This is a genomic window from Tardiphaga sp. 813_E8_N1_3, assembly GCF_051811025.1.
Lineage (GTDB): Bacteria > Pseudomonadota > Alphaproteobacteria > Rhizobiales > Xanthobacteraceae > Tardiphaga.
On record NZ_JBPWQE010000001.1, the window covers coordinates 3,784,401 to 3,810,512 of the forward strand.

The 26,112-nt window shown below is 60.7% G+C and carries 30 protein-coding genes; 17 read left to right on the top strand and 13 right to left on the bottom strand.

Features of this window, described 5'->3' with window-relative positions:
- Positions 1 to 212: 212 nt before the first annotated feature.
- From AB8A33_RS17910 to AB8A33_RS17930, 5 genes are all read left to right on the top strand, one after another.
- Complete coding sequence (locus tag AB8A33_RS17910; protein ID WP_439093969.1) at positions 213 to 566, top strand: hypothetical protein; 354 nt, start codon at positions 213 to 215, stop codon at positions 564 to 566.
- Positions 567 to 714: 148 nt separating this feature from the next.
- Positions 715 to 960, top strand: coding sequence for a DUF2188 domain-containing protein (locus AB8A33_RS17915; RefSeq protein ID WP_068732250.1), 246 nt, complete (start codon positions 715 to 717; stop codon positions 958 to 960).
- A gap of 12 nt (positions 961 to 972) precedes the next feature.
- Positions 973 to 1,209, top strand: a complete 237-nt coding sequence (locus AB8A33_RS17920; RefSeq protein ID WP_439093970.1) for a hypothetical protein — start codon at positions 973 to 975, stop codon at positions 1,207 to 1,209.
- Positions 1,210 to 1,351: 142 nt separating this feature from the next.
- Entirely contained in the window at positions 1,352 to 1,957 is a 606-nt protein-coding gene (locus tag AB8A33_RS17925) for an MSMEG_1061 family FMN-dependent PPOX-type flavoprotein (protein ID WP_439093971.1), read from the top strand.
- A gap of 118 nt (positions 1,958 to 2,075) precedes the next feature.
- Positions 2,076 to 2,666 (top strand): hypothetical protein, encoded by a 591-nt coding sequence (locus AB8A33_RS17930; RefSeq protein WP_439093972.1) that lies wholly within the window; start codon positions 2,076 to 2,078, stop codon positions 2,664 to 2,666.
- A 20-nt stretch (positions 2,667 to 2,686) separates the two neighbouring features.
- Here the strand turns inward: AB8A33_RS17930 and bfr are convergent, their stop codons facing one another.
- Together bfr and AB8A33_RS17940 are read right to left on the bottom strand one after the other, a co-directional pair.
- The gene (bfr, locus tag AB8A33_RS17935) at positions 2,687 to 3,172 is read right to left on the bottom strand and encodes a bacterioferritin (RefSeq protein WP_092150935.1); all 486 of its coding nucleotides are present in this window, start codon (positions 3,170 to 3,172) and stop codon (positions 2,687 to 2,689) included.
- A 147-nt stretch (positions 3,173 to 3,319) separates the two neighbouring features.
- A complete protein-coding gene (locus AB8A33_RS17940) occupies positions 3,320 to 3,607 on the bottom strand; it encodes a (2Fe-2S)-binding protein (RefSeq protein WP_439093973.1) in 288 nt (95 codons plus the stop codon).
- 368 nt (positions 3,608 to 3,975) lie between these two features.
- Between AB8A33_RS17940 and AB8A33_RS17945 the strand changes: the two genes are divergently transcribed.
- On the top strand, positions 3,976 to 4,299 hold the full coding sequence (locus tag AB8A33_RS17945) for a hypothetical protein (protein ID WP_439093974.1): 324 nt from the start codon (positions 3,976 to 3,978) through the stop codon (positions 4,297 to 4,299).
- A 222-nt stretch (positions 4,300 to 4,521) separates the two neighbouring features.
- On the top strand, positions 4,522 to 4,818 hold the full coding sequence (locus AB8A33_RS17950) for a hypothetical protein (RefSeq protein ID WP_068732235.1): 297 nt from the start codon (positions 4,522 to 4,524) through the stop codon (positions 4,816 to 4,818).
- 94 nt (positions 4,819 to 4,912) lie between these two features.
- Here the strand turns inward: AB8A33_RS17950 and AB8A33_RS17955 are convergent, their stop codons facing one another.
- The 4 genes from AB8A33_RS17955 to ettA all read right to left on the bottom strand — a co-directional run bounded on the left by AB8A33_RS17955 (position 4,913) and on the right by ettA (position 9,330).
- Entirely contained in the window at positions 4,913 to 6,148 is a 1,236-nt protein-coding gene (locus AB8A33_RS17955; protein ID WP_439095963.1) for a lytic murein transglycosylase, read from the bottom strand.
- Between the two features lie 14 nt (positions 6,149 to 6,162).
- Positions 6,163 to 6,789 (bottom strand): TIGR00645 family protein, encoded by a 627-nt coding sequence (locus AB8A33_RS17960; protein ID WP_439093975.1) that lies wholly within the window; start codon positions 6,787 to 6,789, stop codon positions 6,163 to 6,165.
- 107 nt (positions 6,790 to 6,896) lie between these two features.
- Entirely contained in the window at positions 6,897 to 7,667 is a 771-nt protein-coding gene (gene tam / locus AB8A33_RS17965) for a trans-aconitate 2-methyltransferase (RefSeq protein ID WP_439093976.1), read from the bottom strand.
- A 13-nt stretch (positions 7,668 to 7,680) separates the two neighbouring features.
- Positions 7,681 to 9,330 (bottom strand): energy-dependent translational throttle protein EttA, encoded by a 1,650-nt coding sequence (ettA, locus tag AB8A33_RS17970; protein ID WP_149531426.1) that lies wholly within the window; start codon positions 9,328 to 9,330, stop codon positions 7,681 to 7,683.
- Positions 9,331 to 9,561: 231 nt separating this feature from the next.
- On the opposite strand from ettA, the gene AB8A33_RS17975 reads away from it, so the two are divergent.
- A complete protein-coding gene (locus AB8A33_RS17975; protein ID WP_439093977.1) occupies positions 9,562 to 9,768 on the top strand; it encodes a hypothetical protein in 207 nt (68 codons plus the stop codon).
- 115 nt (positions 9,769 to 9,883) lie between these two features.
- Positions 9,884 to 10,843 (top strand): D-2-hydroxyacid dehydrogenase family protein, encoded by a 960-nt coding sequence (locus tag AB8A33_RS17980; protein ID WP_439093978.1) that lies wholly within the window; start codon positions 9,884 to 9,886, stop codon positions 10,841 to 10,843.
- A gap of 80 nt (positions 10,844 to 10,923) precedes the next feature.
- Here AB8A33_RS17980 and AB8A33_RS17985 read toward each other — a convergent pair whose 3' ends face one another.
- A complete protein-coding gene (locus AB8A33_RS17985; RefSeq protein WP_439093979.1) occupies positions 10,924 to 12,108 on the bottom strand; it encodes a L,D-transpeptidase family protein in 1,185 nt (394 codons plus the stop codon).
- A 357-nt stretch (positions 12,109 to 12,465) separates the two neighbouring features.
- Between AB8A33_RS17985 and AB8A33_RS17990 the strand changes: the two genes are divergently transcribed.
- Entirely contained in the window at positions 12,466 to 13,263 is a 798-nt protein-coding gene (locus AB8A33_RS17990) for a hypothetical protein (RefSeq protein ID WP_439093980.1), read from the top strand.
- A gap of 12 nt (positions 13,264 to 13,275) precedes the next feature.
- Here the strand turns inward: AB8A33_RS17990 and sseA are convergent, their stop codons facing one another.
- From sseA to AB8A33_RS18005, 3 genes are all read right to left on the bottom strand, one after another.
- Entirely contained in the window at positions 13,276 to 14,133 is an 858-nt protein-coding gene (gene sseA / locus AB8A33_RS17995) for a 3-mercaptopyruvate sulfurtransferase (RefSeq protein WP_439093981.1), read from the bottom strand.
- A gap of 134 nt (positions 14,134 to 14,267) precedes the next feature.
- A complete protein-coding gene (locus AB8A33_RS18000) occupies positions 14,268 to 14,681 on the bottom strand; it encodes a rhodanese-like domain-containing protein (RefSeq protein WP_439093982.1) in 414 nt (137 codons plus the stop codon).
- Entirely contained in the window at positions 14,678 to 15,859 is a 1,182-nt protein-coding gene (locus AB8A33_RS18005) for a vWA domain-containing protein (RefSeq protein WP_068732219.1), read from the bottom strand. Before AB8A33_RS18005 ends, AB8A33_RS18000 begins: the two co-directional genes overlap by 4 nt.
- A 304-nt stretch (positions 15,860 to 16,163) precedes the next feature.
- Here AB8A33_RS18005 and AB8A33_RS18010 point away from each other — a divergent pair, with 304 nt between their 5' ends.
- The 6 genes from AB8A33_RS18010 to AB8A33_RS18035 all read left to right on the top strand — a co-directional run bounded on the left by AB8A33_RS18010 (position 16,164) and on the right by AB8A33_RS18035 (position 22,468).
- Positions 16,164 to 18,080, top strand: coding sequence for a diguanylate cyclase (locus tag AB8A33_RS18010; protein ID WP_439093983.1), 1,917 nt, complete (start codon positions 16,164 to 16,166; stop codon positions 18,078 to 18,080).
- A 217-nt stretch (positions 18,081 to 18,297) separates the two neighbouring features.
- The gene (locus AB8A33_RS18015; protein WP_068732215.1) at positions 18,298 to 18,540 is read left to right on the top strand and encodes a GlsB/YeaQ/YmgE family stress response membrane protein; all 243 of its coding nucleotides are present in this window, start codon (positions 18,298 to 18,300) and stop codon (positions 18,538 to 18,540) included.
- A gap of 93 nt (positions 18,541 to 18,633) precedes the next feature.
- On the top strand, positions 18,634 to 19,476 hold the full coding sequence (locus tag AB8A33_RS18020; RefSeq protein WP_068732213.1) for an AAA family ATPase: 843 nt from the start codon (positions 18,634 to 18,636) through the stop codon (positions 19,474 to 19,476).
- A gap of 192 nt (positions 19,477 to 19,668) precedes the next feature.
- Positions 19,669 to 20,718, top strand: a complete 1,050-nt coding sequence (locus AB8A33_RS18025) for an aromatic ring-hydroxylating dioxygenase subunit alpha (RefSeq protein WP_439093984.1) — start codon at positions 19,669 to 19,671, stop codon at positions 20,716 to 20,718.
- 4 nt (positions 20,719 to 20,722) lie between these two features.
- Positions 20,723 to 21,478 (top strand): GntR family transcriptional regulator, encoded by a 756-nt coding sequence (locus AB8A33_RS18030; RefSeq protein ID WP_439093985.1) that lies wholly within the window; start codon positions 20,723 to 20,725, stop codon positions 21,476 to 21,478.
- A 12-nt stretch (positions 21,479 to 21,490) separates the two neighbouring features.
- On the top strand, positions 21,491 to 22,468 hold the full coding sequence (locus AB8A33_RS18035; protein WP_439093986.1) for a PDR/VanB family oxidoreductase: 978 nt from the start codon (positions 21,491 to 21,493) through the stop codon (positions 22,466 to 22,468).
- 3 nt (positions 22,469 to 22,471) lie between these two features.
- On the opposite strand, the gene AB8A33_RS18040 is transcribed toward AB8A33_RS18035, so the two are convergent.
- Entirely contained in the window at positions 22,472 to 23,611 is a 1,140-nt protein-coding gene (locus tag AB8A33_RS18040; RefSeq protein WP_439093987.1) for an MFS transporter, read from the bottom strand.
- Between the two features lie 203 nt (positions 23,612 to 23,814).
- Here AB8A33_RS18040 and AB8A33_RS18045 point away from each other — a divergent pair, with 203 nt between their 5' ends.
- Positions 23,815 to 24,393: a TetR/AcrR family transcriptional regulator gene (locus tag AB8A33_RS18045; RefSeq protein WP_439093988.1), complete on the top strand. Its 579-nt coding sequence runs from the start codon at positions 23,815 to 23,817 to the stop codon at positions 24,391 to 24,393.
- Between the two features lie 3 nt (positions 24,394 to 24,396).
- Here AB8A33_RS18045 and AB8A33_RS18050 read toward each other — a convergent pair whose 3' ends face one another.
- Both AB8A33_RS18050 and AB8A33_RS18055 read right to left on the bottom strand, forming a co-directional pair.
- Positions 24,397 to 24,990 (bottom strand): GNAT family N-acetyltransferase, encoded by a 594-nt coding sequence (locus AB8A33_RS18050; RefSeq protein ID WP_439093989.1) that lies wholly within the window; start codon positions 24,988 to 24,990, stop codon positions 24,397 to 24,399.
- 16 nt (positions 24,991 to 25,006) lie between these two features.
- On the bottom strand, positions 25,007 to 25,942 hold the full coding sequence (locus tag AB8A33_RS18055) for an SMP-30/gluconolactonase/LRE family protein (protein WP_439093990.1): 936 nt from the start codon (positions 25,940 to 25,942) through the stop codon (positions 25,007 to 25,009).
- Positions 25,943 to 26,112 lie beyond the last annotated feature (170 nt).

Here is a 26,112-nt window from a genome sequence, read left to right on the forward strand (position 1 = left end):
TCAGGCCGCTTGACACAGATGCTAGCATGGCAAAGCTGGGCATGAGACCAACAGATCGATACTGCAGCGCAGCGATCCCCAGCTCGTCGCTCCGGGTATAATTTTTGGGCAGGCGTCGCCGCCATAGCTCGGGCTTAATCATCGCAAGAATCCGAGTCGTCTCGTGCGGCACCCGGCGTCCGCGCGTGATGCTACACCGATGTGAGGTTCGCATGCGGGGATTGATGCAGATTGCGCTGCTGGCAGCGCTCACCGTGATGGCAACGACCGCTCACGCCATCGATCGCGGACAGTTCAACGATGTGCCCGACGATATCCGGAGCTGGTTCAAAAGCGTCATCGCCCCCAATGGCGTGCCGTGTTGCGATATCTCCGACGGCCATCGCACCGAATATGATGTCCGCAACGGCGCCTATTGGGTGCCGATCGAAGGCATATGGATGGAGGTGCCGACGCGCGCCGTGATCCGCGATCGCGGCAACCCCGTCGGCGAAGCCGTCGTCTGGTATGTGCGCCATCGCGGCGAGATCATCATCAGCTGTTTCGTTCCCGCTGACGCCGTGTGATGACGATCACGAAACGGTGCCAGGGTGCGGCCTTGCAATCCACAGGCAATCGGGCCCAATTTGAGGCTAATTCTGCGCGCGGCGCGTTAGGTCACTCTGGCCTCGCCGTCACCTCGCCGCGGGCGCTACAGGATAAAGAGAGACTGATATGACGGAAGTAACCTATGTGATCGTCGAGCATGATGGCGGTTGGGCCTATAAGGTTGGCGCCGTTTTCTCCGAGCCGTATGCGACGCACGCTCTCGCCACCGCAGCCGCCAAACGCGCCGCTGCCGAGCAGAGGGTGCCGGGACGCACCGAGGTGATTGCCTATGAGGACGAAAAAGGGCAGTGGCACGAGGAAACGGCCTCGGGCAGTGATCGTCCCAACACCCACATCATCGACAAGGCCTGATCGCGAAGACAGGTGAATGATCCAACTGACGTCAACGCGTCCAATGGCGCCGGCATTGCGTATCTCGCCATGCCGGAGAAGTTGTTGCTCATCACGCCCGCTTGGGTGCCCTTCGCGCGCGAACTCATCATCGCCAGCGGCGTCATTGAAATCGCCGCATCGCTTGCACTCGTGATGCCCACACGATTGCGTTGGTGGGCCGGCGTTATCAATTGGCTCGAGCCACACAAAGACGCCACAGGCCCATAGCGAACGGGCCAAATCAGCAAGCAGCATACGTTAGGGATTCACATGGTGACTCCGGCGTCGGTTGCGGTGCTGTCCGCGCGACTTTTCCGCAAGGCGCCAGCATGCTAGTTTTGCACCATCAAATTGCATCGGGAGAGCAGACGTGACCGACGTCGCAGCAGACGAACTCCGCACCATTTATCCAACGCCGCATCCGCGCGTGATCGCCAAGGCGCGACCGACGCTCGATATGCACTCCAGCAAGTTCATCTCGCTGTCACCGTTCTGCGTGCTGGCCTCGTCGGGCCCCGACGGCACCGTCGACGCCTCACCGCGCGGTGGCGGCGTCGGCTTCGTTCGGATCGCCTCGCTGACCGAGCTGCAGATGCCCGATCGTCCCGGCAACAACCGCATCGATACGTTCCAGAATCTGATGGCGGGCAGCGGCCATGTGCAGCTGATCTTCTTCGTTCCGGGCATCGACGACACCTTGCGTGTCAGTGGCGTCGCCAGGCTGATTAAAGATCCGGAACTGATGGTGTCGATGGAAGAGTTCGGCAAGCTCCCGCGCGCGGTGTTGAGCATCACAGTGACCGAAGCCTATTTTCATTGCGGCAAGGCGCTGATGCGTTCGAAGCTGTGGTCGCCTGAGGTGCAGGTGAAGCGCTCGGTGATGCCGAGTATCTCCGAAATGGTTCATGACCAGACGAAACTCGGTGAACCGATGACGCAAGAACAGATCGACGTCGCCTATCGCCAGCAACTGTAATTGTAGGATCCGCTATCCGATCAAGGATGCAGACCGCAAGGCCGCCAGCGGCCACTAACAACCGCCGTTGAAATATTCACCTTAAGGTTGTATATTTACAACACTTGGGGAGAGCGTTGTGCGTGGCGTTGCGTTGATCCAGTTGATGACGGTCGCGAGCCTCATCCTTGGCGGCTGCGTGCGTGATCCGTTCGTGACAGAACGGGACGAAACCTATGCAGGCGAATGGCTGATCCCGCACCAGATCGACCGCATTACCGGGGCCGAACTACCGAGCGCCTATGTCTTTGCCGAAGCGTCAAACAGCAATGTGGATTTTCCACGCGTCTCATCATTGCTGCTGACATGTATCGATGGCGCGCCGCTGATCCGCTTTGCCTTTGATTTCAAGATCGGCAGCAACCGCAACACGGTGCTGGGCTATCGGTTCGATGGCAAACCCGGTCACGACGACGTCGGCTCGCGGGTCGTGCGGGGAAACCAGATCATCGTCATTGAAGACAGGGCAGAGATCGCGACTTTCGTGGGCGAGCTTGCCGGTTCAAAGACACTGTACGTCCGGATCAGGTCGATCAATGGGGGCCGAACGGCCGTCGAATATCCGCTGGAGGGATCGACTGCGGCGATCCGCGCGGCATTCTCCAAATGCGATATGCCTAAACCGCCCCTGCCGGAACAGGGGCGGACAACATTGTCCGGCGTCTATTGAGACGCCGCAAAGATCCAGGCTTAGAACTCGCTCTCAAGGCCACCCATGTGCTTCTGGGTGTAGAGATCGATACCGATCCGCTCGATCAGATCGAGCTGGGTTTCGAGGAAGTCGATGTGACCTTCCTCGTCCTTCATCAGCTGCTCGAACAGGTCGCGCGAGACATAATCCTTGACGCCGTGGCAATAGGTGGCGGCTTCTTCATAAAGCGTGCGGGCGCCGATTTCGGCGGCCAGATCGCATTCAATGATTTCCTTGACCGTCTGGCCGATGCGCAACGGATCGAGAACCTGCATGTTCGGGAAGCCATCCAGGAAGAGAATGCGGTCGGTAAAACGATCCGCATGATTCATCTCTTCAATGGATTCCTTGCGCCACATCTTGGCCATGTCGACCAAGCCCCAGTGATTCAGGAGCCGGAAGTGCAGCCAATACTGGCTGATCGCTGTGAGCTCACTGCGCAGGCCCTTGTTGAGGAATTCGATGACCTTCGGGTCGCCCTTCATGATGTTCTCCTGTCTGCCGAACCCGTCCGAAACAGGCTCCATCTAAACTTAGAATCCTTCTAAATCAGATTCAGCAACAGGACAACCCCTTTTGCCCAATTCGGCAAGGGCGTGAAAAATATGGAAAGCTGTTGAATTTATAAGAGCTTAGGCTGCCGCTTCGATCGAGGCAATATCTGCCAGTTCGATATGCGCATGAGTCTCGGTATGAGACTGCCCATGGGCCGCCGTATGCGGGCAGCCGGCACAGCAGGACTTGGCACAAGTGCCCAGCGCTTCGTCCATGATCTTCTTGATCGTCCGTACGCACCGTCCGCACTGGGCGCTGCAACCGAGGCATCCATAGACCTGCCCCGGCGTACGCGGCGGACGCGCTCCGGCAACGGCACTACGGACATCATGGTCGGAAAAGACGTTGCAGGAACAAACAATCATGAGATGAAGGCGAACTCGCAGGTCAGGACCCCTCTTGGATATGTAAGAGGAGGACCCGATGCAAAAGGAAAACGCCGACTTTGAAGCTATTCCAAACTACTGATCGCATGGGAGAAATTGGAACGAATCTAAAACTCGTCCGGGACCCGCAAGCGCCGTGATCGGGCCAACAGATGCCCCTATCCAGCAACCGCCTGCAACGCGGCATGCCCTTGTAGAGGGTCACGGACCTCCGTCCGGAATGGCTTTAAGATCAAGATGTAACCTGGATCGCGCGGTCCCGTTCATTGATCATTCAAGTGAAGTATGAAACTTTTCGCGTCAGGCAGCGCTATTTGTGAGCGAAGCCGACCGAGAAAGGGAATGCCATGAAGAAAACTCTGATGGCCATTGCCGCCGTTGCCACCCTGGCCGTTTCCGCCATGGCTCCTACATCGGCAAGCGCGCAGCACTGGCGTGGGCATGGCGGCGGTGGCGCGGTGGCTGCAGGTCTGATTGGCGGCGCCCTGCTTGGCGGCGCGATCGCTGCCGGTTCGGGATATGGTCCCGGCTATTACGGTCCCGGCTACGGCTATTACGGCCGTCCTGCCTATGTGGCCGGCCCCGGCTATTACGGCGACTGCTTCTGGCAACGTCAGCGTTTCTGGGATGGTTACGGCTGGCGCATTCGCCGCGTTCGCGTTTGCGGCTGAGATCACTCTGATCTCCTGTCACGCATCGGAAACCTACGACATTTCCAGTGCGTGATGCTTGCAATGGCCCGAAAAAACCGCTTTTTCGGATCACTGACTGGCTAACGTTTACATCGAATTGACGGTTGGGCGCTTTTCTAAGTGAGACCGCCGATTCGAATCGCAGCGTGAGTAGACCTTAAACCGTGCGTCGCTTGCGGCGCCCTTCTGGAGAGACTTGAGATGAAGAAGACGATTTCCGCCTTGCTCGCCGCCGCGACGGTTGCCGGTTCGCTGGTTGCTGTTGCGCCTGCCGCAAAGGCCGATGGTGGCCGCATCGCCGCTGGCGTTGCCGGTGGCCTGATCGGTGGCGCTCTCCTCGGTGGCGCCATTGCAGCCAGCCGTCCGGCTCCGGCCTATGGCTACGGCTACGCCCCCGCTCCGGTTTATGTCGAACCGGAATGCCGTGTCGTCCGCCAGCGCGTCTGGGACGAATATCGCGGCGTCTGGCGTTCGCGCCCGGTCGAAGTTTGCGATTGATCTGACCTGACGACCGCGCATTCGTGCGGCCTCTCAAATTCAAAACCCGGCCGTTTACGCGGCCGGGTTTTTCATTAGCCATTCGAAAGGCTGATTATCGCGCGTTCATCGCCCGCAACACCGTCTCACTGGGCCAGCAATCGACCTTGAGACCCGCGGACTTCTGATAGGCTCCGAGCGCAGCACGCGTCTTCATGCCGGCCTTGCCGTCCATCTTGTCGGCATAGAGACCAAGCTTCGTCAGGTGCCGCTGCATGGCCTCGACATCGGTGCTGCGCAATTGGTTCGAAGCCGACCACGGCGTCGCAAAGGGCTGCCCATTGGCCATCCGGTCGCTGAGATGGCCGACGAACAGCACATAGAGATCGGAGAAATTGTATTCCTTGATGACGAAATAGTTCTTCGTCGTCAGGAAGGCCGGGCCATAGATGCCCTCCGGCTGCAGCAGCGATGCCGGCTGCGCCTGCTCCGCCGCGCTGAGCTTCTCACCACGAACCGGAACGAAGCCAGCGCGAATCCACTCGCCGATCGGCTTTGTCACCTCCGGAACACCCATGGTGCAGTCGGCATTGGCCGGCGCGCGCACCTCATAGGCCCAGCGCAGACCGCGCTGCCAACCCTTGTTCGTGAGTTGCTGCGCCGCTGATGCCAGCGCATCCGGCACCGACTTCCAGATATCGACACGGCCGTCGCCGTCGAAATCGACGCCGTGCTTATCCAGTTCCGACGGCAGGAATTGCGTGAGCCCCGTCGCGCCGCCCCAGGACACGCGCAGATCCTTGCGCGATACGTCGCCGCGCTCGATCAGCTTCAGTGCCGCGATGAACTCGCCGCGATACTGGTCCTTGCGGCGACCGACATAGGCTTGCGTCGCCAGCACGCGAATGCCGTCATAGGGCAACGCATACCGACCGTAATCGGTCTCGCGCCCCCAGATCGCCAGAATGATTGTCGCCGGCACGCCGAAGCGCTGCTCGATGGCAGCCAGTGTCGCGCGGTGCTTCTGCAACAGCCGCAGCCCCTCACCCGCCAGCCGGATGACGCTGGCCTCCTTCACATAATCCGCCGGCACCTGCACGAATTCCGCCTGCGACGGCGCGCCAGTCGCAGGACGGCCGGGCAGAATGAGATCCGGAAGCTTGTAGTCCGGCTCCAGCCCGCGCGTGACCTCATCGAAGGTCTTGCGCGAGACGCCGGCCTGTTGGGCTTCAGGCCAGAGCGAAGCAATAAAATTGGTAAAGCCGGCGTCCGGTGCAGCAAACGAATGAACGGGAATGATCACCAAGCACAGGATAACGACGACTGAGAGCGGTCGCAGTGTCGTCCACATGCCCGGCTTCATCTTCAATGCGCGTGGCCTCCATGGCCCTGCTTGCCGTGACCGTTTTCTGGCGGATGCGGAACAACTCCGTTCGAGAGCTTGTCCACATAGGCGATGCCAACGGCCGAGAGAATGAACACGATGTGGATGATAGTCTGCCACATCACGCCTACCTCGGTGTAGTTCGTCGTGCGCGCGCTAGTGCTTCCGAGATTGCCGGCCTCGATGAAGGTACGCAGCAGATGGATCGACGAGATGCCGATGATCGCCATCGCAAGCTTGATCTTCAGCACGCTGGCATTGACGTGGCTGAGCCATTCCGGCTCGTCCGGGTGACCGTTCAGATTGAGCCGCGATACGAAGGTCTCGTAGCCGCCGACGATCACCATCACCAGCAGGTTGGAGATCATCACAACGTCGATCAGGCCCAGCACGACCAACATGATCTGCTGCTCACTGAAGTCGAACGAGTGCGCGATCAGATGCCAGAGCTCTTTCAGGAACAGCACGACATAGACGCACTGCGCCACGATCAGGCCGATATAGAGGGGCAGCTGCAGCCAGCGCGAGCCAAAAATCAGCGCAGGAATCGGTCGCATCGCCCCGCCTTTTCCTCTGGGCGGCAATGGCGTTTCAGGCGTCATGGACATGGGGGGCTCGCTATGGGTCGAATCGGAGTGCGGTGAAAGCGCCGATCTTATAGCGGCGCGTACTGGACACGATGATGTCGTGTATGCGCGGCAACTGGCCGCATCAGCTATTTGACGGCGACGATGAATATCCGCGGAAATTTCAGCAGAACCTTCCCATCCGCCTGAGGCAAATAGCTCGCGGCGATGCGCGCGGTATACTCAGCGATGTAAGCCTTGCGCTCCGGCGGCTCCAGCGGATCGACGAACGGGCGCAACCCGGTGCCCTTCACCCATTCCACGATCGCAGCGGCATCGGCCAACGCATGATTGTAGACGGTGTGCCAGATCTCGACGCGGGAACACAGCGGCTGCAGCGCATCGTAATAGGCCCCGGGTTTCGGCAATGAGTCACGCAGCTCCGCAGCCTTCGAGAGCTGCGCGCGCCACGGCTCGAGATAAGCGACCTCGCGCATCAGGATGTGCGAGGGCTCGTCGAGATTGTCCGGCATTTGCACAGCCAGCACCCCTCCATCAGGCAAGGCGCCGACGAGACGCTTCAGCTGCTTGACGTGATCCGGCACCCACTGAAACACGGCATTGGCAAACAAGACATCGGAGCCAGTCGGCGCCACCCAATGGGCGATATTGGCCTCGATGAACGTCTGCGCGGGCAGACGTTCCCGCGCCTGTCGCAGCATATCGGCCGACGTATCAACACCGATAACCGACGCTTGCGGCCAGCGATTGACCAGAAGCTCCGTCGAGTTGCCAGGCCCGCAGCCGATGTCGACGACCTTGCGGGCATCGAGAAGCGGAATCTGCGCGAGCAGATCCCGTGCCGGCCTGGTTCGCTCGTCCTCGAACTTCAGATACTGCTGCGCGCTCCAGTCGGCCATTTGAGAGTTCTCCTCAGCGCGTCAGTTTCTTGTATTTCACGCGATGCGGGATGATCGAATCCTGCCCGAGACGACGCATCTTGTCCTTCTCGTAGTCCTGGAAGTTACCCTCAAACCATTCCACGTGGCTGTCGCCTTCGAAAGCGAGCATATGGGTCGCGATACGGTCGAGGAACCAGCGGTCATGGCTGATGATCACGGCGCAACCGGCGAAGTCTTCCAGCGCCTCTTCCAGCGCACGTAGCGTGTCGACGTCGAGGTCGTTGGTCGGTTCGTCGAGCAGCAGGACGTTGGCGCCGGACTTCAGCATCTTGGCGAGATGCACGCGGTTGCGTTCACCGCCGGACAATGCGCCGACCTTCTTCTGCTGATCGCCGCCCTTGAAGTTGAACGACGAGCAGTAGCCGCGCGAATTGACTTCCTTCTTGCCGAGCAGGATCAGTTCGTTGTTGCCCGAGATTTCCTCCCACACGGTCTTCTTGCCATCGAGCGCATCGCGCGACTGATCGACATAACCGAGATGAACGGTCTCGCCGACGGTGATCGTGCCGCTATCAGGCTTCTCCTGGCCGGTGATCATCTTGAAGAGCGTCGTCTTGCCGGCGCCATTGGCGCCGATGACGCCGACGATACCACCGGGCGGCAGCTTGAAGGTCAGATCGTCGATCAGCACGCGATCACCATAGGCCTTGGTGAGACCTTCGAAGTCGACGACGTTGTCGCCGAGGCGCTCGGCCACCGGAATGGTGATCTGCGCACCCTGGGTCTGCTTCTCGCTGGCCTTCTTGAGCAGCTCGTCATAACGCTGGTAGCGCGCCTTCGACTTGGCCTGACGTGCCTTGGGCGACGAGGCGATCCACTCCTGCTCGCGTTCCAGAGTCTTCTGATGGGCTGCGTCCTCGCGGCCTTCCTGTGCCAGACGCTTTTGCTTCTGCACCAGCCAGGACGAGTAGTTGCCCTCGTAGGGAATGCCGCGGCCGCGATCGAGTTCGAGAATCCAGGACGTCACATTGTCGAGGAAGTAGCGGTCATGGGTCACGATCAGGATCGCACCCGGATAGTTGCGCAGATGGCCTTCGAGCCACGACACGGATTCGGCGTCGAGATGGTTGGTCGGTTCGTCGAGCAGCAGCAGTTCGGGTGCATCGAGCAGTAGCTTGCAGAGCGCGACGCGACGGCGTTCACCACCGGAGAGCTTGGTGACGTCGGCATCGTCAGGCGGACAACGCAACGCGTCCATCGCCTGGTCGACCTTGCTGTCGAGATCCCAAAGGCCCTGGGCCTCGATCTCATCCTGCAGCTTGGTCATCTCGTCAGCGGTTTCTTCCGAGTAGTTCATCGCCAGCTCGTTGTAGCGATCGAGAATCGCCTTCTGCTTGGCGACGCCAAGCATGACGTTCTCGCGGACGTTCAAAGACGCATCGAGCTGCGGCTCCTGTTCGAGATAACCGACGCGGGCGCCCTGCGCGACCCAGGCCTCGCCGGTGTATTCCTTGTCGAGGCCCGCCATGATTTTGAGCAGCGTCGACTTACCGGCGCCGTTGACGCCGAGCACGCCGATCTTGGCGTCCGGGTAAAATGACAAATGGACGTTATCCAGCACCTTGCGGGTCGGATAGGCCTTGGTCAGACCCTGCATGAAGTAGACGAATTGGCGAGCCATCGTGATCCTTGAAAACCGTCGCGGGCGTGAAAAATGGGTTGTGGCTGATGTAGCGGCGTGGCCCCGAAAGGGCAACCGGGGGTCTTAAGGATTTGGTAACTCTGCACTTCTTCGAGGCAGCCATTGTGACAATTAAAACCGCTTTTTAACGACTTCCGCCAAGAGTGCTGGCAGGGCGATCAATCATGCCCCTCGCGACTGAAGTCGCGGGCAGACAGGCGGAGCCTCGTCATGGCAACCATTACATCAGTCCCCTCTCCAGCCGCCGCCAAAACCCGCGCGGCACGCCCAGGCCTCCTCCACGAAATCCGGACGTTCTGGCAGCTGTTCTTCGTCGCCGCATTCGACCCCTACCGACCCGAGCAGCATTACATGCGCGGTCCCGGCCCTGCCTGTCGCGCCAAAGACTCGTCCAAACCGGCCTCACCGTCACATTAAGCTGATCGAACTGCTGCCGACGACGCAGGCGCTTGCGCACGCCCGCGAGGCGCGCAATGTGTCCATTCCCTGACGGCCTCAACAGCCGTCATCATCACACCGGATGGACGATCCCATGACGCGGCTGCGCTGTGCAATTCTCGACGACTACCAGAACGTGGCGCTGAAACTCGGCGACTGGCGTGCGCTTGACGATCGCATCGAAGTGACGGTGTTCGACAAGCCGTTCGCCTCCGCAGACGAGGCAGCCACGGCGCTGAAGGATTTCGAGATCATCTGCGCCATGCGCGAGCGGACGCCGTTTCCACGCGCGATGTTCGAGGCGCTGCCGAAACTCAAGCTGCTAATCACCTCGGGCATGCGCAATGCCGCGATCGATTTCGAGGCCGCGAAGGCTCGTGGCATAACCGTTTGCGGTACCGCGATGGTGGGTAATCCGACGGCTGGCCTGACCATCGGCCTGATGCTGGAACTGACCCGCAAGATCGGCTTTGAAAACGCGCGCATGAAGGCCGGCAAACCCTGGCAGGTTACGGTCGGCGAGGACATCGAAGGCAAGACACTGGGGATCATCGGCCTCGGCAAGCTCGGCAGTCAGGTCGCCGGCATCGCCCGCGCGCTTGGCATGAAGACCATTGCCTGGAGCACCAATCTGACGCCCGAGGCCTGCGAAAAAGCCGGCGTCACTTACGCCACCAAGGAAGAACTGTTCGCTCAGGCCGACATCATCACGATCCACCTCGTGCTGAGTGATCGCTCACGCGGATTGGTGTCACGTGCGGATCTCGCGCGCATGAAACCGACCGCCTATCTCATCAACACAGCCCGCGGTCCGATCGTGGATGAAGCCGCACTGCTTGAAACATTGCAGGCCGGGAAAATTGCCGGTGCCGGCATCGACACCTATTCCCATGAACCGCTGCCGCTCGACAGCCCGCTGCGCAAGCTCGACAACGTCGTGATCACGCCGCATCTCGGCTATGTCACCGCTGAGAATTACAAACGCATCTATGCGGAGATGATCGAGGGTATCGGCGGCTGGTTGAACAGCGCCCCTGTCCGCAAGCTCAACTGACGCAAGCTTTCACAACGCAAAAGAAAACGGGCGCCGCGTTGTTACGCGGCGCCCGTTTTCTTGAAAGCAGTTGACCTTAATCAGCGAATGCTGACCGGAGCAGGAAGCGGCTGAACCGATGTCGGCTGTGTGCCAGGCAACGGCGCAGGAGCGGCATTCGCACTCGGACCGGGGACCGGCTGAGCCGAAGCCGTGGTCGACGGAGCCTTGGCGGGCATCACCACCACGCGCGTGCCAACCTTGGTACGCTCAAACAAATCCGAGATGTCGTCGTTGAGCATGCCGAAACAACCAGAGGACACCGATTTGCCAATGGTCGACGGCTGGTTGGTGCCGTGGATACGATACACGGTAGAGCCGAGATACATCGCGCGGGCGCCGAGCGGATTGCCTTCGCCGCCGGCCATAAAGCGCGGCAGATAGGGCTGACGCTCGATCATTTCGGTCGGCGGATGCCAGTCCGGCCACTCCGCCTTGCGGGTGATCTTCTGGACACCGTTCCAGGTGAAGCCATCGCGACCTACGCGGACGCCATAGCGCATCGCGCGGTTGTTGCCGAGCACATAGTACAAATAGTAGTTCGGCGTATCGACGACGATGGTGCCTGCGGGCTCCTTGGTGACGAAATTGACTTCCTGCCGGCGGAACTGCGGCGGCAGCTGCGCCGGACCGGTTTCCGGCTGATCTTCCGGAGGCAGCGAAGCAACCATCACCGAGCTGCCATTGGCACCACGGCCCGGATCCTGCCCCTGAACGGAGCCTGTCACGGGAGCGCCTTGCCCGCCCATCCCTTCCGGGGGACGCATTGCGCCATCGCCATTGCCGCGGTTCGAATAGACCACCGCCGGCGGCGCCATCGGGCGACCATAACGCGGATCATCGGGCGACATCACCGGCCCCTGCGGCATGGCGCGATCGGAATAAACCGGGGCAGCACCAGCAGGGCGACCGTAGCGTGGATCATCCGGAGACATCACCGGGCTCTGGGGCGCAACACCGGGCGCAGACAGACCCGTCATCGGCCGGCCGCCGCGGGACGGTGGCGCGTCATCTTCATCGAGCGCATCGAAATCCGGCATGGCGTCCAGCGCGCGATCCGCGCGCGAATTGGCCGGATAGCCGCCCGGGGGGTAGTTTGGGTCGGCCGGGATCGAATAGCCGCTTGGCGTGCCCACAGGATAGCCCTGCGCCACCGCAAGTGAATGACCCGCGACGCTACCGAGAGCCACGGTCGCCAATGTCGTCAAAACACGCTTGATCATCATTGCCCTTGTATAAGCTCAAGCAAAAACCGGAACATGCCGTCAGATCGCGCAGGATAGCGGCGCATTCAAGACAATTCCGGAAAAAAGCTTCCCATTTCGGTCATATTCGCGAGATCGCACGCCGGCGTGGCTATCTTGCCTCACCCCCGTTGAAATCACGGCCCGAGAACGCGCCATTTGTTGTGCATCTCACTTTTTAACAAACGGTTCCTGAGGCCGTGCGTTATCCTCAAATGGACGTGATTCGCGCCCCTTTGGCGGCAGCCAATGTTGCAGACGAGTCACTTCCAGCGTTGTCACCGCGTTCCCATCGTTCGAAAGCCTTCCGCGGTCTGTCCGAAGGCGGAACTGCCATTCATGCTTCCGGGTTTCCGATTTCTGTTCGCAGCCATCCTGCTCACAGTGTCGTTGGTGGTCTTCGGCCTCGGCGCCGCAGCGCTGCTGCGCTCTGCCCATCAGGAATTCGCGACTATTCCGACCAGATACGCGCCGCCGCAGACGGTGTTTGCCCAGCAGCCCATCGAAGCTCCGCCGACATTGGCCATGCTGCGCGTCGAGGCGCCAGCTCCCGCCCCTGAGACTGTCGCGCCGCCAGCGATCTCCGTGACATCGGCGGTAGAACAAGTGCCCCCCATCGCAGCTCCCACTGAGCCGGAAAAGGTCGCCTTACCCGAGACCGCTGCGCCCCTGTCGACGCAGGCCGCACTGGCCGTCGAGATGACTGCCCCGGTGGTGGTGGCGCCGAAGCCTGAAGTTGCGAAGTTGGAAGCGACGAAGGTCGAAGAGCGGGAGCCTTTAACGACGGTTGCCGTCGCACCAGCGACCTCCGTCGAACCAGCAGTTGCTGCCCCTCCTCCCGAACCTGCCGCCGTTCCAGCACCTGTCGCAGCAGCAGAGGTCGTAGCGGGGCAACAGCCGACGGCGACGCTTACCGATGACGACGCAAAATTGTCTTCGACGAAAATTGCGATGCTGGGTGGACCGCCCATCAATACCGAGTCGGTGCCATTGCCGAAAGCGAAGCCTGCTGCAGAGCCCGCCAAGAAGATCGTGAAGAAGCGCATCGTTGTCAAAAAGCGGCGCGTAGCCGCCAGGCCTATGGCCGCCGCTGCGCCACAGCCGACCGACCCGTTCGGATTGCCGATCGCGCGCTGACCTCGACCCCGGTTACGCCGGCCCGGTCGCAACGGGCGGGCCGTCGGGCTGCCCCCATTCCGACCACGAGCCGTCATAGAGCGCTGAACTGCGCACGCCGAGACGATAGAGCGCCAGCGTCAACACCGCCGCAGATACGCCCGAGCCACATGTGGTGACGATGGGCTTGTCGAGATCGAGCCCCGTGCCGGTGAAGGCTGCGCGCAACTCTTCAAGCGGCTTCATCGTGCCGGTCGCAGCATCGAACAGCAGGTTGTAAGGTAGGTTGCGGCTGGCGGGGATGTGGCCGGAGCGAATACCCGCGCGCGGTTCAGGGACACTTCCCTCGAAGCGGTTGGCGGCACGCGCATCGATCAATTGCTCTTTGCGCGAATCCAGATTGGCAACGACCTGCGCCTTGCTACGGACATACGACTTGTCGAGCGTGGCGCTGAAAGTGCCAGGCTTCGGTAACGACTTTCCGGTTTCCGTCGCCCGGCCTTCGGCCTTCCACTTCTTCAGCCCGCCATCGAGCACCTTCACGTTGGCGTGGCCGTAAGAGAGGAACATCCACCACGCCCGCGGCGCTGCGACCCAGCCACCGGCATCATAGGCGACAACCGTATCGCCAGAGGAAATGCCGAGCGCGCCGACATCTCGCGCGAACTGATCGGCGTTCGGATACATATGCGGCAGATCGACGGAATGATCGGACACTGCATCAACATCGAAGAACACCGCGCCGGGAATGTGTGCCGCCAGATAATCATCGACCGGCAACGGCAGCACGCCGGGCATCTTGAACGACGCATCGATGACCTTCACCTTGGGATCGCCAAGATGCCCGGCGAGCCATTCGGTCGAGACGAGAGGATCGGTGCTGGATGTCATGCTGCTTCTTTCTTCTGTCATTCCGGGACGCGCTCTTGCGCGGACCCGGAATCTCGCGGTGCTAAGCTATCTCCACATTCCTGGTTCGCCCGTAGCTATCGCTACGTGCGACCCGGAATGACGACAAACATCGACTACTTCGACGCCTTCGGCTCGACCTTCTCGATCGCGCCGCCGGCATTGCGCCAGGCGGTGAAGCCACCGCCCAGATGCGCCACCGGCTTCAGGCCCATATCGGCAGCGGTCTTGGCCGCCAGCGCTGAGCGCCAGCCGCTGGCGCAATGGAAAATGAATTTCTTGTCTTCCTGGAAGATCGGCTTGCCGTAGGGACTTTCCGGATCGATCCAGAATTCCAGCATACCGCGGGTGCAGGAGAACGAGCCAGGGATCTTGCCTTCGCGTTCGATCTCTCGGGGATCGCGGATATCGACGATGACGACGTCAGAGCTCTGCGCAGCCTTCATCACGTCTTCGACACTCATGGTCTCGATCTGCGCGTTGGCTTCATCGAGCAGTGCCTTATAGCCGCGGGTAATCGTTTGGGTCATGCTTTTCGCACCAGTTCCTTCATTGCACCTTCGAGGCCTTCAATCGTCAGCGGATACATCCGCTCGGAGAACAGCCGCCGAATGATGGTCGTGGACTCCGAGTAATCCCAGTGCCGCTTGGCGACAGGATTGAGCCACACCGCGTTCGGATAGGTCTGCGTGATGCGCTCCAGCCAGACCGAGCCGGACTCTTCGTTCACATGCTCGACCGAACCGCCGGGCACCATGATCTCGTAAGGCGACATCGAGGCGTCGCCGACGAACACGATCTTGTAGTCATGGGCATATTTGTGCAGCACGTCCCAGGTCGGCGTGCGGTCCGTGAAGCGGCGCTTGTTCTGCTTCCACACGCCCTCATAGAGGCAGTTGTGGAAGTAGAAATACTCCATGTGCTTGAATTCGCTCTTCGCCGCCGAAAACAATTCCTCGACCTGCTCGATATGCGAATCCATGGATCCGCCGATATCGAAGAACACCAGCACCTTGACCGCATTGCGCCGTTCCGGCCGCATATGGACGTCGAGATAACCGTGATTGGCGGTCTCGCGAATGGTGGTGTCGAGATCGAGCTCATCCGGCGCACCAGTACGGGCAAACTTGCGCAGACGGCGCAGCGCTACTTTGATATTGCGGATTCCAAGTTCGACATTGCCGTCGAGATCCTTGAACTCGCGCTTATCCCAGACCTTCACCGCGCGCCGGTGACGGCTTTTCTCCTGCCCGATACGGATGCCTTCGGGATTGTAGCCTTCGGCGCCAAACGGTGAGGTCCCGGCGGTGCCGATCCATTTGTTGCCGCCCTGATGACGTTCCTTCTGCTCTTCAAGGCGCTTCCGCAGGGTTTCCATGAGCTTGTCCCAGCCCATGGCCTCGATCTGCTTCTTCTCTTCCTCGGTAAGATATTTCTCGGCGAGCTTCTTCAGCCACTCGGCGGGAATCTCCGCCTTTTCCATAGCGTCGAGCAGGCTCTCAAGCCCCTTGAAGACCGTGCCGAATACCCGATCGAATTTGTCGAGATTGCGCTCGTCTTTCACCAGCGCCGCGCGGGACAAATAATAGAAATTCTCCACCGACTGATCAGCGAGGTCGGCGTCGAGCGCCTCCATCAATGTGAGATATTCGCGCAGGGTCACCGGGACCTGCGCATCGCGCAGCGATGTGAAGAATTGCAAGAACATGATTGACAGATTGCCCGACCACCCGCGCCCGTCAAGGGCCGGATGTGGTAGAAGCCTACACAGCCCCGTGGCGCGCCACCGCGGCGCACATCCGAAATAAGCGAGATTTGTCAGTCAAACCGGGGCGAATTCCGCTCCGCGGCATGGTGAAGCAATCGTTTGTCAGATTGCAGGTATTTGTTTCAACAATTCCGGCGTCAGTAACCACGCAGCGCGGTGTCCCGCCATCGGCGGGCATTCTTAGCTATCGTGAAAGCAACGACGGCCATGGTGATGGCCTGTTTTGCAGTCAACGTAGAATCGAATGACCGTGCCCACGACACCGACCAGCAGTTCGCCGAGCCGGCTCTCCGCGCCGGGCGTGATCGTCACGCTGTTCGTGCTGGCGATGAGCGCGTGCGTACTCGGTCTTGTCGTCTGGAAGGCGCTCGATGCCCGCCAAACCGTGCTGGCACAAAGCGAGACCGACAGTCGAAACCTCGCACATTCGCTGGTCGAACATGCTTCGCGCTCGATACAAGCCATCGATATCGCCATGAGCGGGATGGCGGATCTGCTGAAGTACCAAAACCCGCAGCCGGATCGCTTCAACACGTTTCTGGCCAATACGGCGAATGCGCTGCCACAGCTGCGCGAAATCGGCGTATTCGATACGCGCGGGAACTGGCGTTATTCCTCGTTGCCGGAAACGCCAACGCACAATAATTCGGACCGCGACTATTTCACCTATCATCGCGATCACACCGACTCCAATATCAGGATCAATGCCCCCATCACGTCGCGGCTAACCGGCCGCCCGTCAATCATCCTGTCGAAGCGGATCGACAGCCCCGATGGCACCTTCAAAGGTGTGCTGACAGGCGCGATCGACAACCAGTACTTCAGCGATTTCTACAAGACATTCCGGATCGGCGAGAGCGGCGGCATCAGCCTGATCCGAAGCGACGGCATACTGCTGATTCACTGGCCATCGATGGAGGTTGGGAAGGACCTCTCCGGAACTCAGCTCATTCAGACCCGCCTGAAACAGAGTCTGGCGGGCTTCTACAAGATCGATTCGCCGTTTGACGGTATCGCCAAATATTTCAGCTACGAGCAAACCACGCAGTATCCGCTGATCGTCACAGTCGCCATTCCCGAGGATCAGGTGCTGGCGACATGGAAGAGCAATCTGCTATCCGACGTTATCGTTGCTTCGGTCCTGCTCTGCACGGTGATCCTGCTCGCCGCACTGCTATCGACCCAGTTTCGCTTCCGCCTCAACATGGAAAACGCGCTTCGCGAGCGCGAGTCCCGCTATCGCCTGCTCGCCGACAATATCGCCGATGTTATTATTCTGCTCGATCGCTTCGGAAATATCGTCTTCGTCTCGCATTCGGTCGAATTCGTTTTGGGGCATAGTCCGAAAGATCTGCTCGGGCGCTCCTGCTTCGAACTGGTGCATCCGGAAGATGTCGAAGCCGTGAAGGCGGCCAGCGCGCAATTGAAAGATCTCACGGCGAACCGCACCGTGATTTTTCGGACTTATCGTGACGACCAATCGCTCGCTTGGGTGGAGGTTAACTTCAAACTGGCCACCCGCGAGATCGATCGCGACAAGGTCGAAATCGTAGGCGTGCTACGCGACGTCACCCTTCGGAAAAGCATGCAGGACGAGTTGACGTCGTTGAATACAAAGCTCGCCGAACTCGCGACCACTGACGGGCTGACGGGGCTCGCTAACCGCCGCACGCTCGACGGCTTTCTGCGCCGCGCCTTTGAACAGCACGACGAGATGTCGGTGCTTTTGATCGACGTCGACAACTTCAAAGGCTACAATGACAGCAACGGCCACCAAGCCGGCGACGACTGTCTGAAACGCGTTGCCGCCGTCATTGCCGATGCCACGATCAATACGCCGGCATTGTCTGCACGCTATGGGGGCGAGGAATTCGCCATCGTCCTGCCAGACGTATCCGAGGCCGACGCGATCACAATCGCGGAAGCCCTGCGTCTCCGGGTCAGGGCATTGGAGATTCCAAATATGGCATCAACCCGTGGCCACCTGTCGATCAGTGTCGGCGTCGCGAGCCGGAACAGCCTCACCTCGAACGAGGCCGTCCTGGTCGGCGAGGCCGATCTGGCGCTTTACGAGGCCAAACGACGTGGCCGCGATTGCGTGGTCGCCAATTCGGCGCTGCAACGCGAATATTTCAGCGCGGGCTTTTCGCACAACGGCTGATCCGCCAATTTCCGCCGGGCCGCCCGGCCCTTCCCCGCCATGATATGTTCTTCGTCATCGCAAAAGGTCCCGCAAAGTGCCCGGAATGGTGGCTGGACCTGACCAATAATTCAATTAAACTTCGCCCGGAAACGTGCCGGCAGGTCAAATCGGCCAGCGGCTTAACATCACAACGGGGATGGCGCGGCACCCAGTGTCGCCCGCGAAGGATTGATCCATGGGAATTCTCGCAGCATTGCTGATCGGTGCCATTGCCGGCTGGTTGGCCGGGTTGATCGTTCGTGGCGCCGGCTTCGGTCTGCTCGGCAATATCGTGATCGGCATCATCGGCGCACTGGTCGCCGGCTGGCTGCTGCCACGATTGGGCGTGAGCCTTGGCGTCGGGGCGATCCGCGACATCATCAACGCCACCATCGGCGCGGTGATCGTGCTCGTCATCCTGTCGCTGATCCGGCGCTAACGTCGCATCCCCTCACTCTGCGATCGCCTACCGCGATTCCCATCATTTCGGCGGCGCGCGTCCGCGCGACAAGAAGAACAAGGCAAAGTCTCCATGAAATTTACCGGCACTGAAAACTATGTCGCGACCGATGATCTCAAGGTCGCGGTCAATGCCGCCATCGTGCTCGAACGCCCGCTGCTGGTGAAGGGCGAGCCTGGCACCGGAAAGACCGTACTGGCCGAAGAAGTCGCCAAAGCGCTGGGCGCACCGCTGCTGACCTGGCACATCAAGTCGACTACAAAGGCGCAGCAGGGCCTGTACGAATACGATGCCGTCTCGCGCCTGCGCGACAGCCAGCTCGGCGATCCCCGCGTCTCAGACATCGGCAACTACATCAAGCGCGGCAAGCTGTGGGAAGCTTTCACCCACGCAGAGCGACCGGTGCTGCTGATCGATGAAATCGACAAGGCTGACATCGAATTCCCGAACGACCTTCTGCTCGAGCTCGACCGCATGGAATTCCATGTTTACGAGACCGGCGAGACCATCAAGGCGGCAAAGCGCCCGATCGTGATGATCACATCGAACAATGAGAAGGAATTGCCAGACGCGTTTCTGCGCCGTTGCTTCTTCCACTACATCAAGTTCCCCGACATCGACACCATGAACCAGATCGTCGAGGTCCACTTCCCCGGCATCAAGCATCGCCTCGTTGCCGAAGCGATGCGCATTTTCTTCGAGGTGCGCGATGTGCCCGGCCTCAAGAAGAAGCCATCGACATCGGAACTGCTCGACTGGCTGAAGCTGCTGGTCAATGAGGACATGTCGCCGGAGATGCTGCGGGAACGCGACCCGCGCAAGCTGATCCCGCCGCTGCATGGCGCGCTGTTAAAGAACGAGCAGGACGTACACCTGTTCGAGCGGCTGGCGTTTTTGAACAGACGGGAAGTCTGATCCCACCATCGAGGTATGCAGCCTTCACGGAAAACCGCCCTTACGGGCGGTTTTTTAATACCTATTCGCAGATATTATCCAATTTCAGTATACATAAATTGGTTCTCATCCTTATTTTATTGGAGTATCGTCCCTTCAAATGCCACTCCTGTATACAGACAGGACTCAAGAATTGCGCCATGGAGGAACACGATGCCCGCTTCATTCCCGCTGAACGCCTGGTACGCCGCCGCCTGGGATGCCGACATCAAGCACCAGCTTTTCCCGCGCACGATCTGCGGCAAGCATGTGGTGATCTACCGACGTTCCGATGGCGGCGTCAGCGCGCTGGAGGATGCCTGCTGGCACCGACTGGTGCCGCTCTCCAAGGGGCGCCTCGAGGGCGACACGGTCGTCTGCGGCTATCACGGCCTGAAATACAACGCGCAGGGCCGCTGCACTTTCATGCCTTCGCAGGAGACCATCAATCCCTCCGCTTGCGTGCGCTCCTATCCCGTAGTCGAGCGGCATCGCTTCATCTGGCTGTGGATGGGCGACCCGGCGCTGGCCGATCCCGCTTTGGTGCCGGACATGCACTGGAATGACGATCCGGAATGGGCCGGCGACGGCAAGACGATTCACGCGAAGTGCGACTACCGCCTCGTGGTCGACAATCTGATGGACCTTACCCACGAGACCTTCGTGCACGGCTCGAGCATCGGTCAGGACGACGTCGCTGAATCTCCTTTCGATGTCACCCATGGCGACAAGACCGTCACCGTGACGCGCTGGATGAAGGGCATCGAAGCGCCGCCATTCTGGGCTGCGCAGCTGCAGAAACCCGGCCCAGTCGATCGCTGGCAGATCATCCACTTCCAGGCGCCCAGCACGGTGAATATCGACGTCGGCGTCGCACCGGCCGGAACCGGCGCGCCGGAAGGCGATCGCTCGCAGGGCGTCAACGGCTTCGTGCTCAACACCATGACGCCGGAAACCGAGACCACCTGCCACTATTTCTGGGCCTTTGTGCGCAACCACCGCATCACCGAGCAGAAGATCACCACGGAAATCCGCGAAGGCGTTTCCGGCATCTTCCGCGAGGACGAGATCATTCTCGAAGCGCAGCAGAAGGCGATGAACGAGAACCCCGATCGCGTATTTTACAACCTCAATATCGATGCCGGCGCCATGTGGTGCCGACGGGTGATCGACCGCATGGTGGCGAAGGAAACTACGCCGCCCAAAATGCAGGCCGCGGAGTGAGACCATGAGCGAACGCGATACCGAACGCTCCGTCTCGCAGACCGTCCGTGCGCAGCTGGCACTGCGCGACATGATCCTGTCCGGGACACTGCGTCCGGGCGAGCGCATCAGCGAATTGCAGGCTGTCGATATCACCGGCGTCTCGCGCACGCCGGTACGGCTCGCGCTGGTGCGGCTGGAGGATGAAGGCCTGCTACAGGCAATCCCATCCGGCGGCTTCATGGTGAAGGCATTTTCCGAGCGCGACATTCTCGACTCGATCGAACTGCGCGGCACGCTGGAAGGCCTCGCAGCCCGCTTCGCCGCGGAGCGCGGCGCCAGCGCCCGCAATCTCGAACCGTTGAAGGAGTGTCTGGCCGATCTGGATCAATTGGTGCGGCAGGATCCGATCTCGGTCGAGGCCTTTTCAGCCTATGTGACAATGAATGCCCGCTTCCATGCGCTGCTGACCGACCTCTCCGGCAGTGCACCGGTGATCCGGCAGATCGACCGGGTGTCGGCGATGCCGTTTGCCTCGCCCAGCGCCTTCGTGATGGCGCAGTCGGCCCTGCCGGAAGCGCACAACATCCTGCTGATCGGCCAAGAACATCACCGCATCGTCGTCGACGCCATCGAAAATCGCGAAGGTGCGCGCGCCGAGGCGATCATGCGCGAACATGCGCGGCTCGCCGTGCGCAATCTGCGGCTGGCACTGCGCAATCGCAGCCATCTCGATCTGCTGCCTGCACTGGCATTGCTGACCTCGACACCGGCGGATTGACGGAGACCTTTCATGCGTTTTGCAGAACACTGGATGGGATGCCGCGTCGAGGCCACGCGCAATGTGGCGCCGAACATTCGCGAGATCACGCTGAAGCCGGACACACCGCTGCCGTCCTACCCTCTCGGCAGCCACATCAATGTCAGCCTCCTGATCGACGGCCAGCCACAGACGCGATCCTATTCGCTGGTGGGAGAACGCAGCAACGAGTCGCTGCGGATCGCTGTGCGGCTGGCACCGGATAGCCGCGGCGGCTCCAAAGCCATGTGGGCACTGCAGGTCGGCGCACGGCTGGAGATCTCCAGCCCGTCATCGCTCTACGACATCGACTGGAATCGGGGGACATATTGCCTGATCGCCGGCGGCATCGGCATTACGCCGATCACCGGCATTGCCGCAGCGCTCCACAGCAAAGCCATCGATCTGCAGCTGCATTATGCGGTGAAGGCTCGCAACGAAGCCGCCTACCTCGAAGAACTATCGACGCTGCTCGGCGACCGCCTGACGGTGCACGCCAGCCATGAAGGCGCACGATTGGATTTCGCCGCGACCTTTGCTGCCTTGCCTCACGATGCCATCGTCATCCTTTGCGGCCCGATGCGGATGCTGGAAGCAGCCCGGCGCGAATGGAACGCTGCCGGGCGCGCGCCCGCTGATCTGCGCTATGAAACATTCGGCTCCAGCGGTCTCCTGCCAACTACGGAATTTCGCGTTCGGTTGAAGGGCAGCGGCGCGGAGATCGTGGTGCCGCAGAGCCGCTCGATGCTGGCAGCGCTCAACGAGGCCGGCTTCGAGGTGATGTCGGACTGCGAACGCGGCGAATGCGGGGTCTGCGCCATCGACGTTCTCGCCGTCGATGGCGAAATCGATCATCGCGACGTGTTCTTCAGCGATCACCAGAAGAGCGGCAATACGAAGATCTGTCCCTGCGTCTCGCGCGTCATCGGCACGGTGACGGTGGATACGTTGTATCAGCCGGACGCTGTCTGACCGTCAGCGTTCACCGCGCAGCGACGCAATCATCGACATGATCGCGAGCAGGATGACCACGGCGCCATAGACATAGGCCACGACGGCCAGTCCGGCATATGGCACAGCCACGCCTGCAGCGAGTGCCGGCAGGCTGAAGGCCAGATAGGACAACACATAGAACGCCGCCAGCAAACCGGCGCGCTGATGCGCCTCGGCGGTCGGCAGCAGCGTGCTCAGCGAGCCGGCGAAGGACGCACCAAAGCCGAAACCTGCGATCACGGAACCCGCGAACAGGATCACGACGCTGTGCTGCCAGATGCCAAGCAGCGAGATGAGGACGCCCAGCGACAACACCGCAGTGCCGAGCACGAGCAGCCGCCGAGCCGGCAGTTGCCGGAGCGCGCCCACAGTGAGCGCAGCCGATAACATCAACGTGGCAACAACAACACCACCGACCCATGGTGCGGAGACGCCCATCGTCGTTGCCACCACCGTGGGCATCAAGGACAGGGAAAAGCCGCCCAACGCCCATGTGGCGACAGTGGCCGGCGCAACGCGCAGCAGCGCGGCGCGCGATTGCGCGGGCACGCGCACATGCGGTCGCAACGAGGCCAGCGCACCCGATTTGCGCGACACGGTCTCCGGCATCACGAACAGCAGCACGATCATCACGGCCGTCAGCGCGAATAGAACCTCATAGACCAGATGCAGCGGATCGGGCGCGAAGGTGACGAGCGCCGCCGCGCCGAGCGCCCCGACCATCAGGCCGAGAAACGCCGTGACGCTGTTGAGCAAGGGTCCGCGCTTGCGGTCGGTATCGAGGATCGCAGCGCCCAATGCCGTTGTCGCCGTGCCGACGCAAAGGCCCTGCACGGCACGCGCCAGGATCAATTGCCCGACATCGCTGGCATAGGAGAACAGCACCATCGCGATGGCATTGAGCAGCAGACCGCCGAGAATGACCGGACGGCGTCCGACATAATCGGACAGGCCGCCGACCGTCAGCAGCGCGGTCAGCAGGCTGATTGCATAGACCGCGAACACCAGCGTGATCATCAGCGGCGAGAGCTGCATCGACTGTTGGTAGAGCCGGTACAGCGGCGTCACCGCGCTACTGCTGGCCGCAACCAGCGCGGCCCCGGCAAAACTGAATGCCGTCATGGCCGATGGCTTCAACACCCAACCGGCTCTGGCTGGTGATGCTTGAGCATTGGAAACACGCGTTTTTTCGGCGCTGCCTTGCATAGCTCATTCCTAAAAGCTAAATAGTTGCATTAGGCATCTAGGTTGCCCGAGACCTTAATGCAAATATTTTGCGTTAAGAATCTCATTTTTTGTACATGCCAAGGCTGCCGGAGAACGAAGTGACGGTGAAAGAACGGGTCCGGATCGGTGGACGCAGCGCGCGTATTCAGAACGCCGTGCATGATGCTGTCCGCAAATTGGGCGCTCTTTCCACCCGAAACCAGATCACTGTGCCGCAGATCGCCGCCGAGGCCGGCGTGACGCCGTCGACCATCTATCGGCGCTGGGGCGATCTGTCCGCGCTGCTTGCCGACGTCGCCGTGGCGCGGCTGCGGCCGATCGCGGATCCCGACGACACCGGCGCGGTCGAAAGCGATCTGCGCGCCTTCATCGAGCAATATGCCGAAGAGATGTCGTCTCCGGTCGGCCAGGCGCTTATGCGGGACGTGCTGTCGGCCCTCAAGGAAGGACTGCCCAGCGCCTGCGCAGGCTTCACCTGCGATCACCTCGCCACCCTTAATGCACGCGCCAAAGCGCGCGGCGAGACGCCATTCGATATCGACGAGGTGATCGACCATGTGGTGGCGCCGATCATCTATCGCGCGCTGTTCAGCGAACAAATACCGACATCCGATTATTGCAATCGCCTGATTGACCGGATTTATCCGCCTGCCCGCAAGCGACGCGCTGCCAGCTGATCGTCAGCGCGGCTTCTCGTCCAGCTGATAGGTCAGATGCGCCTTCACCGTCGGCCATTCGCCTGGCAAGATACTATAGACAACTGTGTCGCGCAGCGTACCGTTCGGCGCGATCTGGTGATTGCGCAGGATGCCGTCCTGCTTGGCGCCGAGCCGCTCGATGGCACGGCGGGACTGGTGGTTGAAGAAATGCGTGCGGAATTCCACCGCGATGCAATCCAGCTTCTCGAACGCATGCCCGAGCAACAGCAGCTTGCACTGTGTGTTCAGCGCGGTGCGCTGGACCCATTTGCCATACCAAGTCGAGCCGATCTCGACCCGGCGGTTGGCGGCATCGACATTCATATAGGTCGTCATGCCGGCGATCTTGCCGTCGGCATCCTTCACCGTGAATGGCAGCATCGCGCCTGATGCCTGCAACGCGAGCCGACGGTCGATCTCGGTGCTCATCTTTTCGGGCGTCGGGATCGCCGTGTACCAGATCTTCGAGAGGTCGCCTGATTTGGCGGCCTCGATCAGGCCATCGCAGTGATCTTTGGCGAGAGGTTCGAGCCGGGCGTGAGGGCCACTGAGCGTAACGGATTCAAGCCACGGCATCGATCATTCCTTCAGGCTACTTGTTCAAGAAATTCAACGGCAAGCCACTGCGCGGCCAATCCATTGCGATCAGCTCGCCCTTGCCTGACAGCGTGATATAGGCCGTCTTCAGCTCGGGGCCGCCGAATGCGATATTCGTGGTGACGCGGTCGCCAGTTTGTATCTGTTCCACCAATTTTCCATCCGGCGCAATCACCGAGATGCAGCCGCTGACCAGCGTTGCGACGCAGACATTGCCCGAAGCTTCGACCGCGAGAGAATCGAACATCTGGTACCCGCCAAGGCCCGCAATGGGACGGCCGCGCTCGCCGCGATAGATGACGTCGCTGGGCTTTACCTCGCCAGGTGCGCCAACATCAAAGGCCCACAACCGCGCCGTCGGCGTCTCGGCCACATAGACGGTCTTCTCATCGGGCGACAGGCCGATGCCATTCGCGGGCAACATGCCGAAATGACCTTCGACGACCTCGGTCGCACCCGGCTTCATGTAATAGAACGCGCCGACATCCATATCGCGGTGCCGGCGTTTGCCGAGATCGGTGAACCAGAGCCCACCCTGCTTGTCGAACACCAGGTCGTTCGGCCCCTTCAGCGGATGCGCGCCGCATTTGTCGAACAAGGTTTCGATCTTGCCGGTGGCGAGATCGACGCGCTGGATCGAGCCACCGATATACTCATGCGGCTCCGGCGCACCGGGCATGATGGCGCCGCGCGATGCCGCCCAGCTGAAACCTCCATTGTTGCAGAGATACATTTTGCCGTCAGGGCCGAGCGCAGCGCCATTCGGGCCACCGGGAATTTTCGCGACCACTTCCTTGCGGCCATCGGGCCAGACCCGCGTCAGCTGCTGCGCACGGATTTCAACGAGAATGACGGAGCCGTCCGGCATCACCACCGGGCCTTCGGGGAATGCGAGATCGGTGGCAAGGACGCGGATGTTGGGGCTGGACATGGAAACTCCCTGACATTTTCTTGGTTTGTTATGACGTCTTTGGCGGGTGACGCAGCGTGGCCCAAGTAGAGCAAACATGTCCCGCGCTGCCAAGCCGCGCAAATGCATGGCCACTTGCGTGGAATTTCCATTCGGCTTTAGCTGCGACCAACGAAAAATCAAAAGCCCAG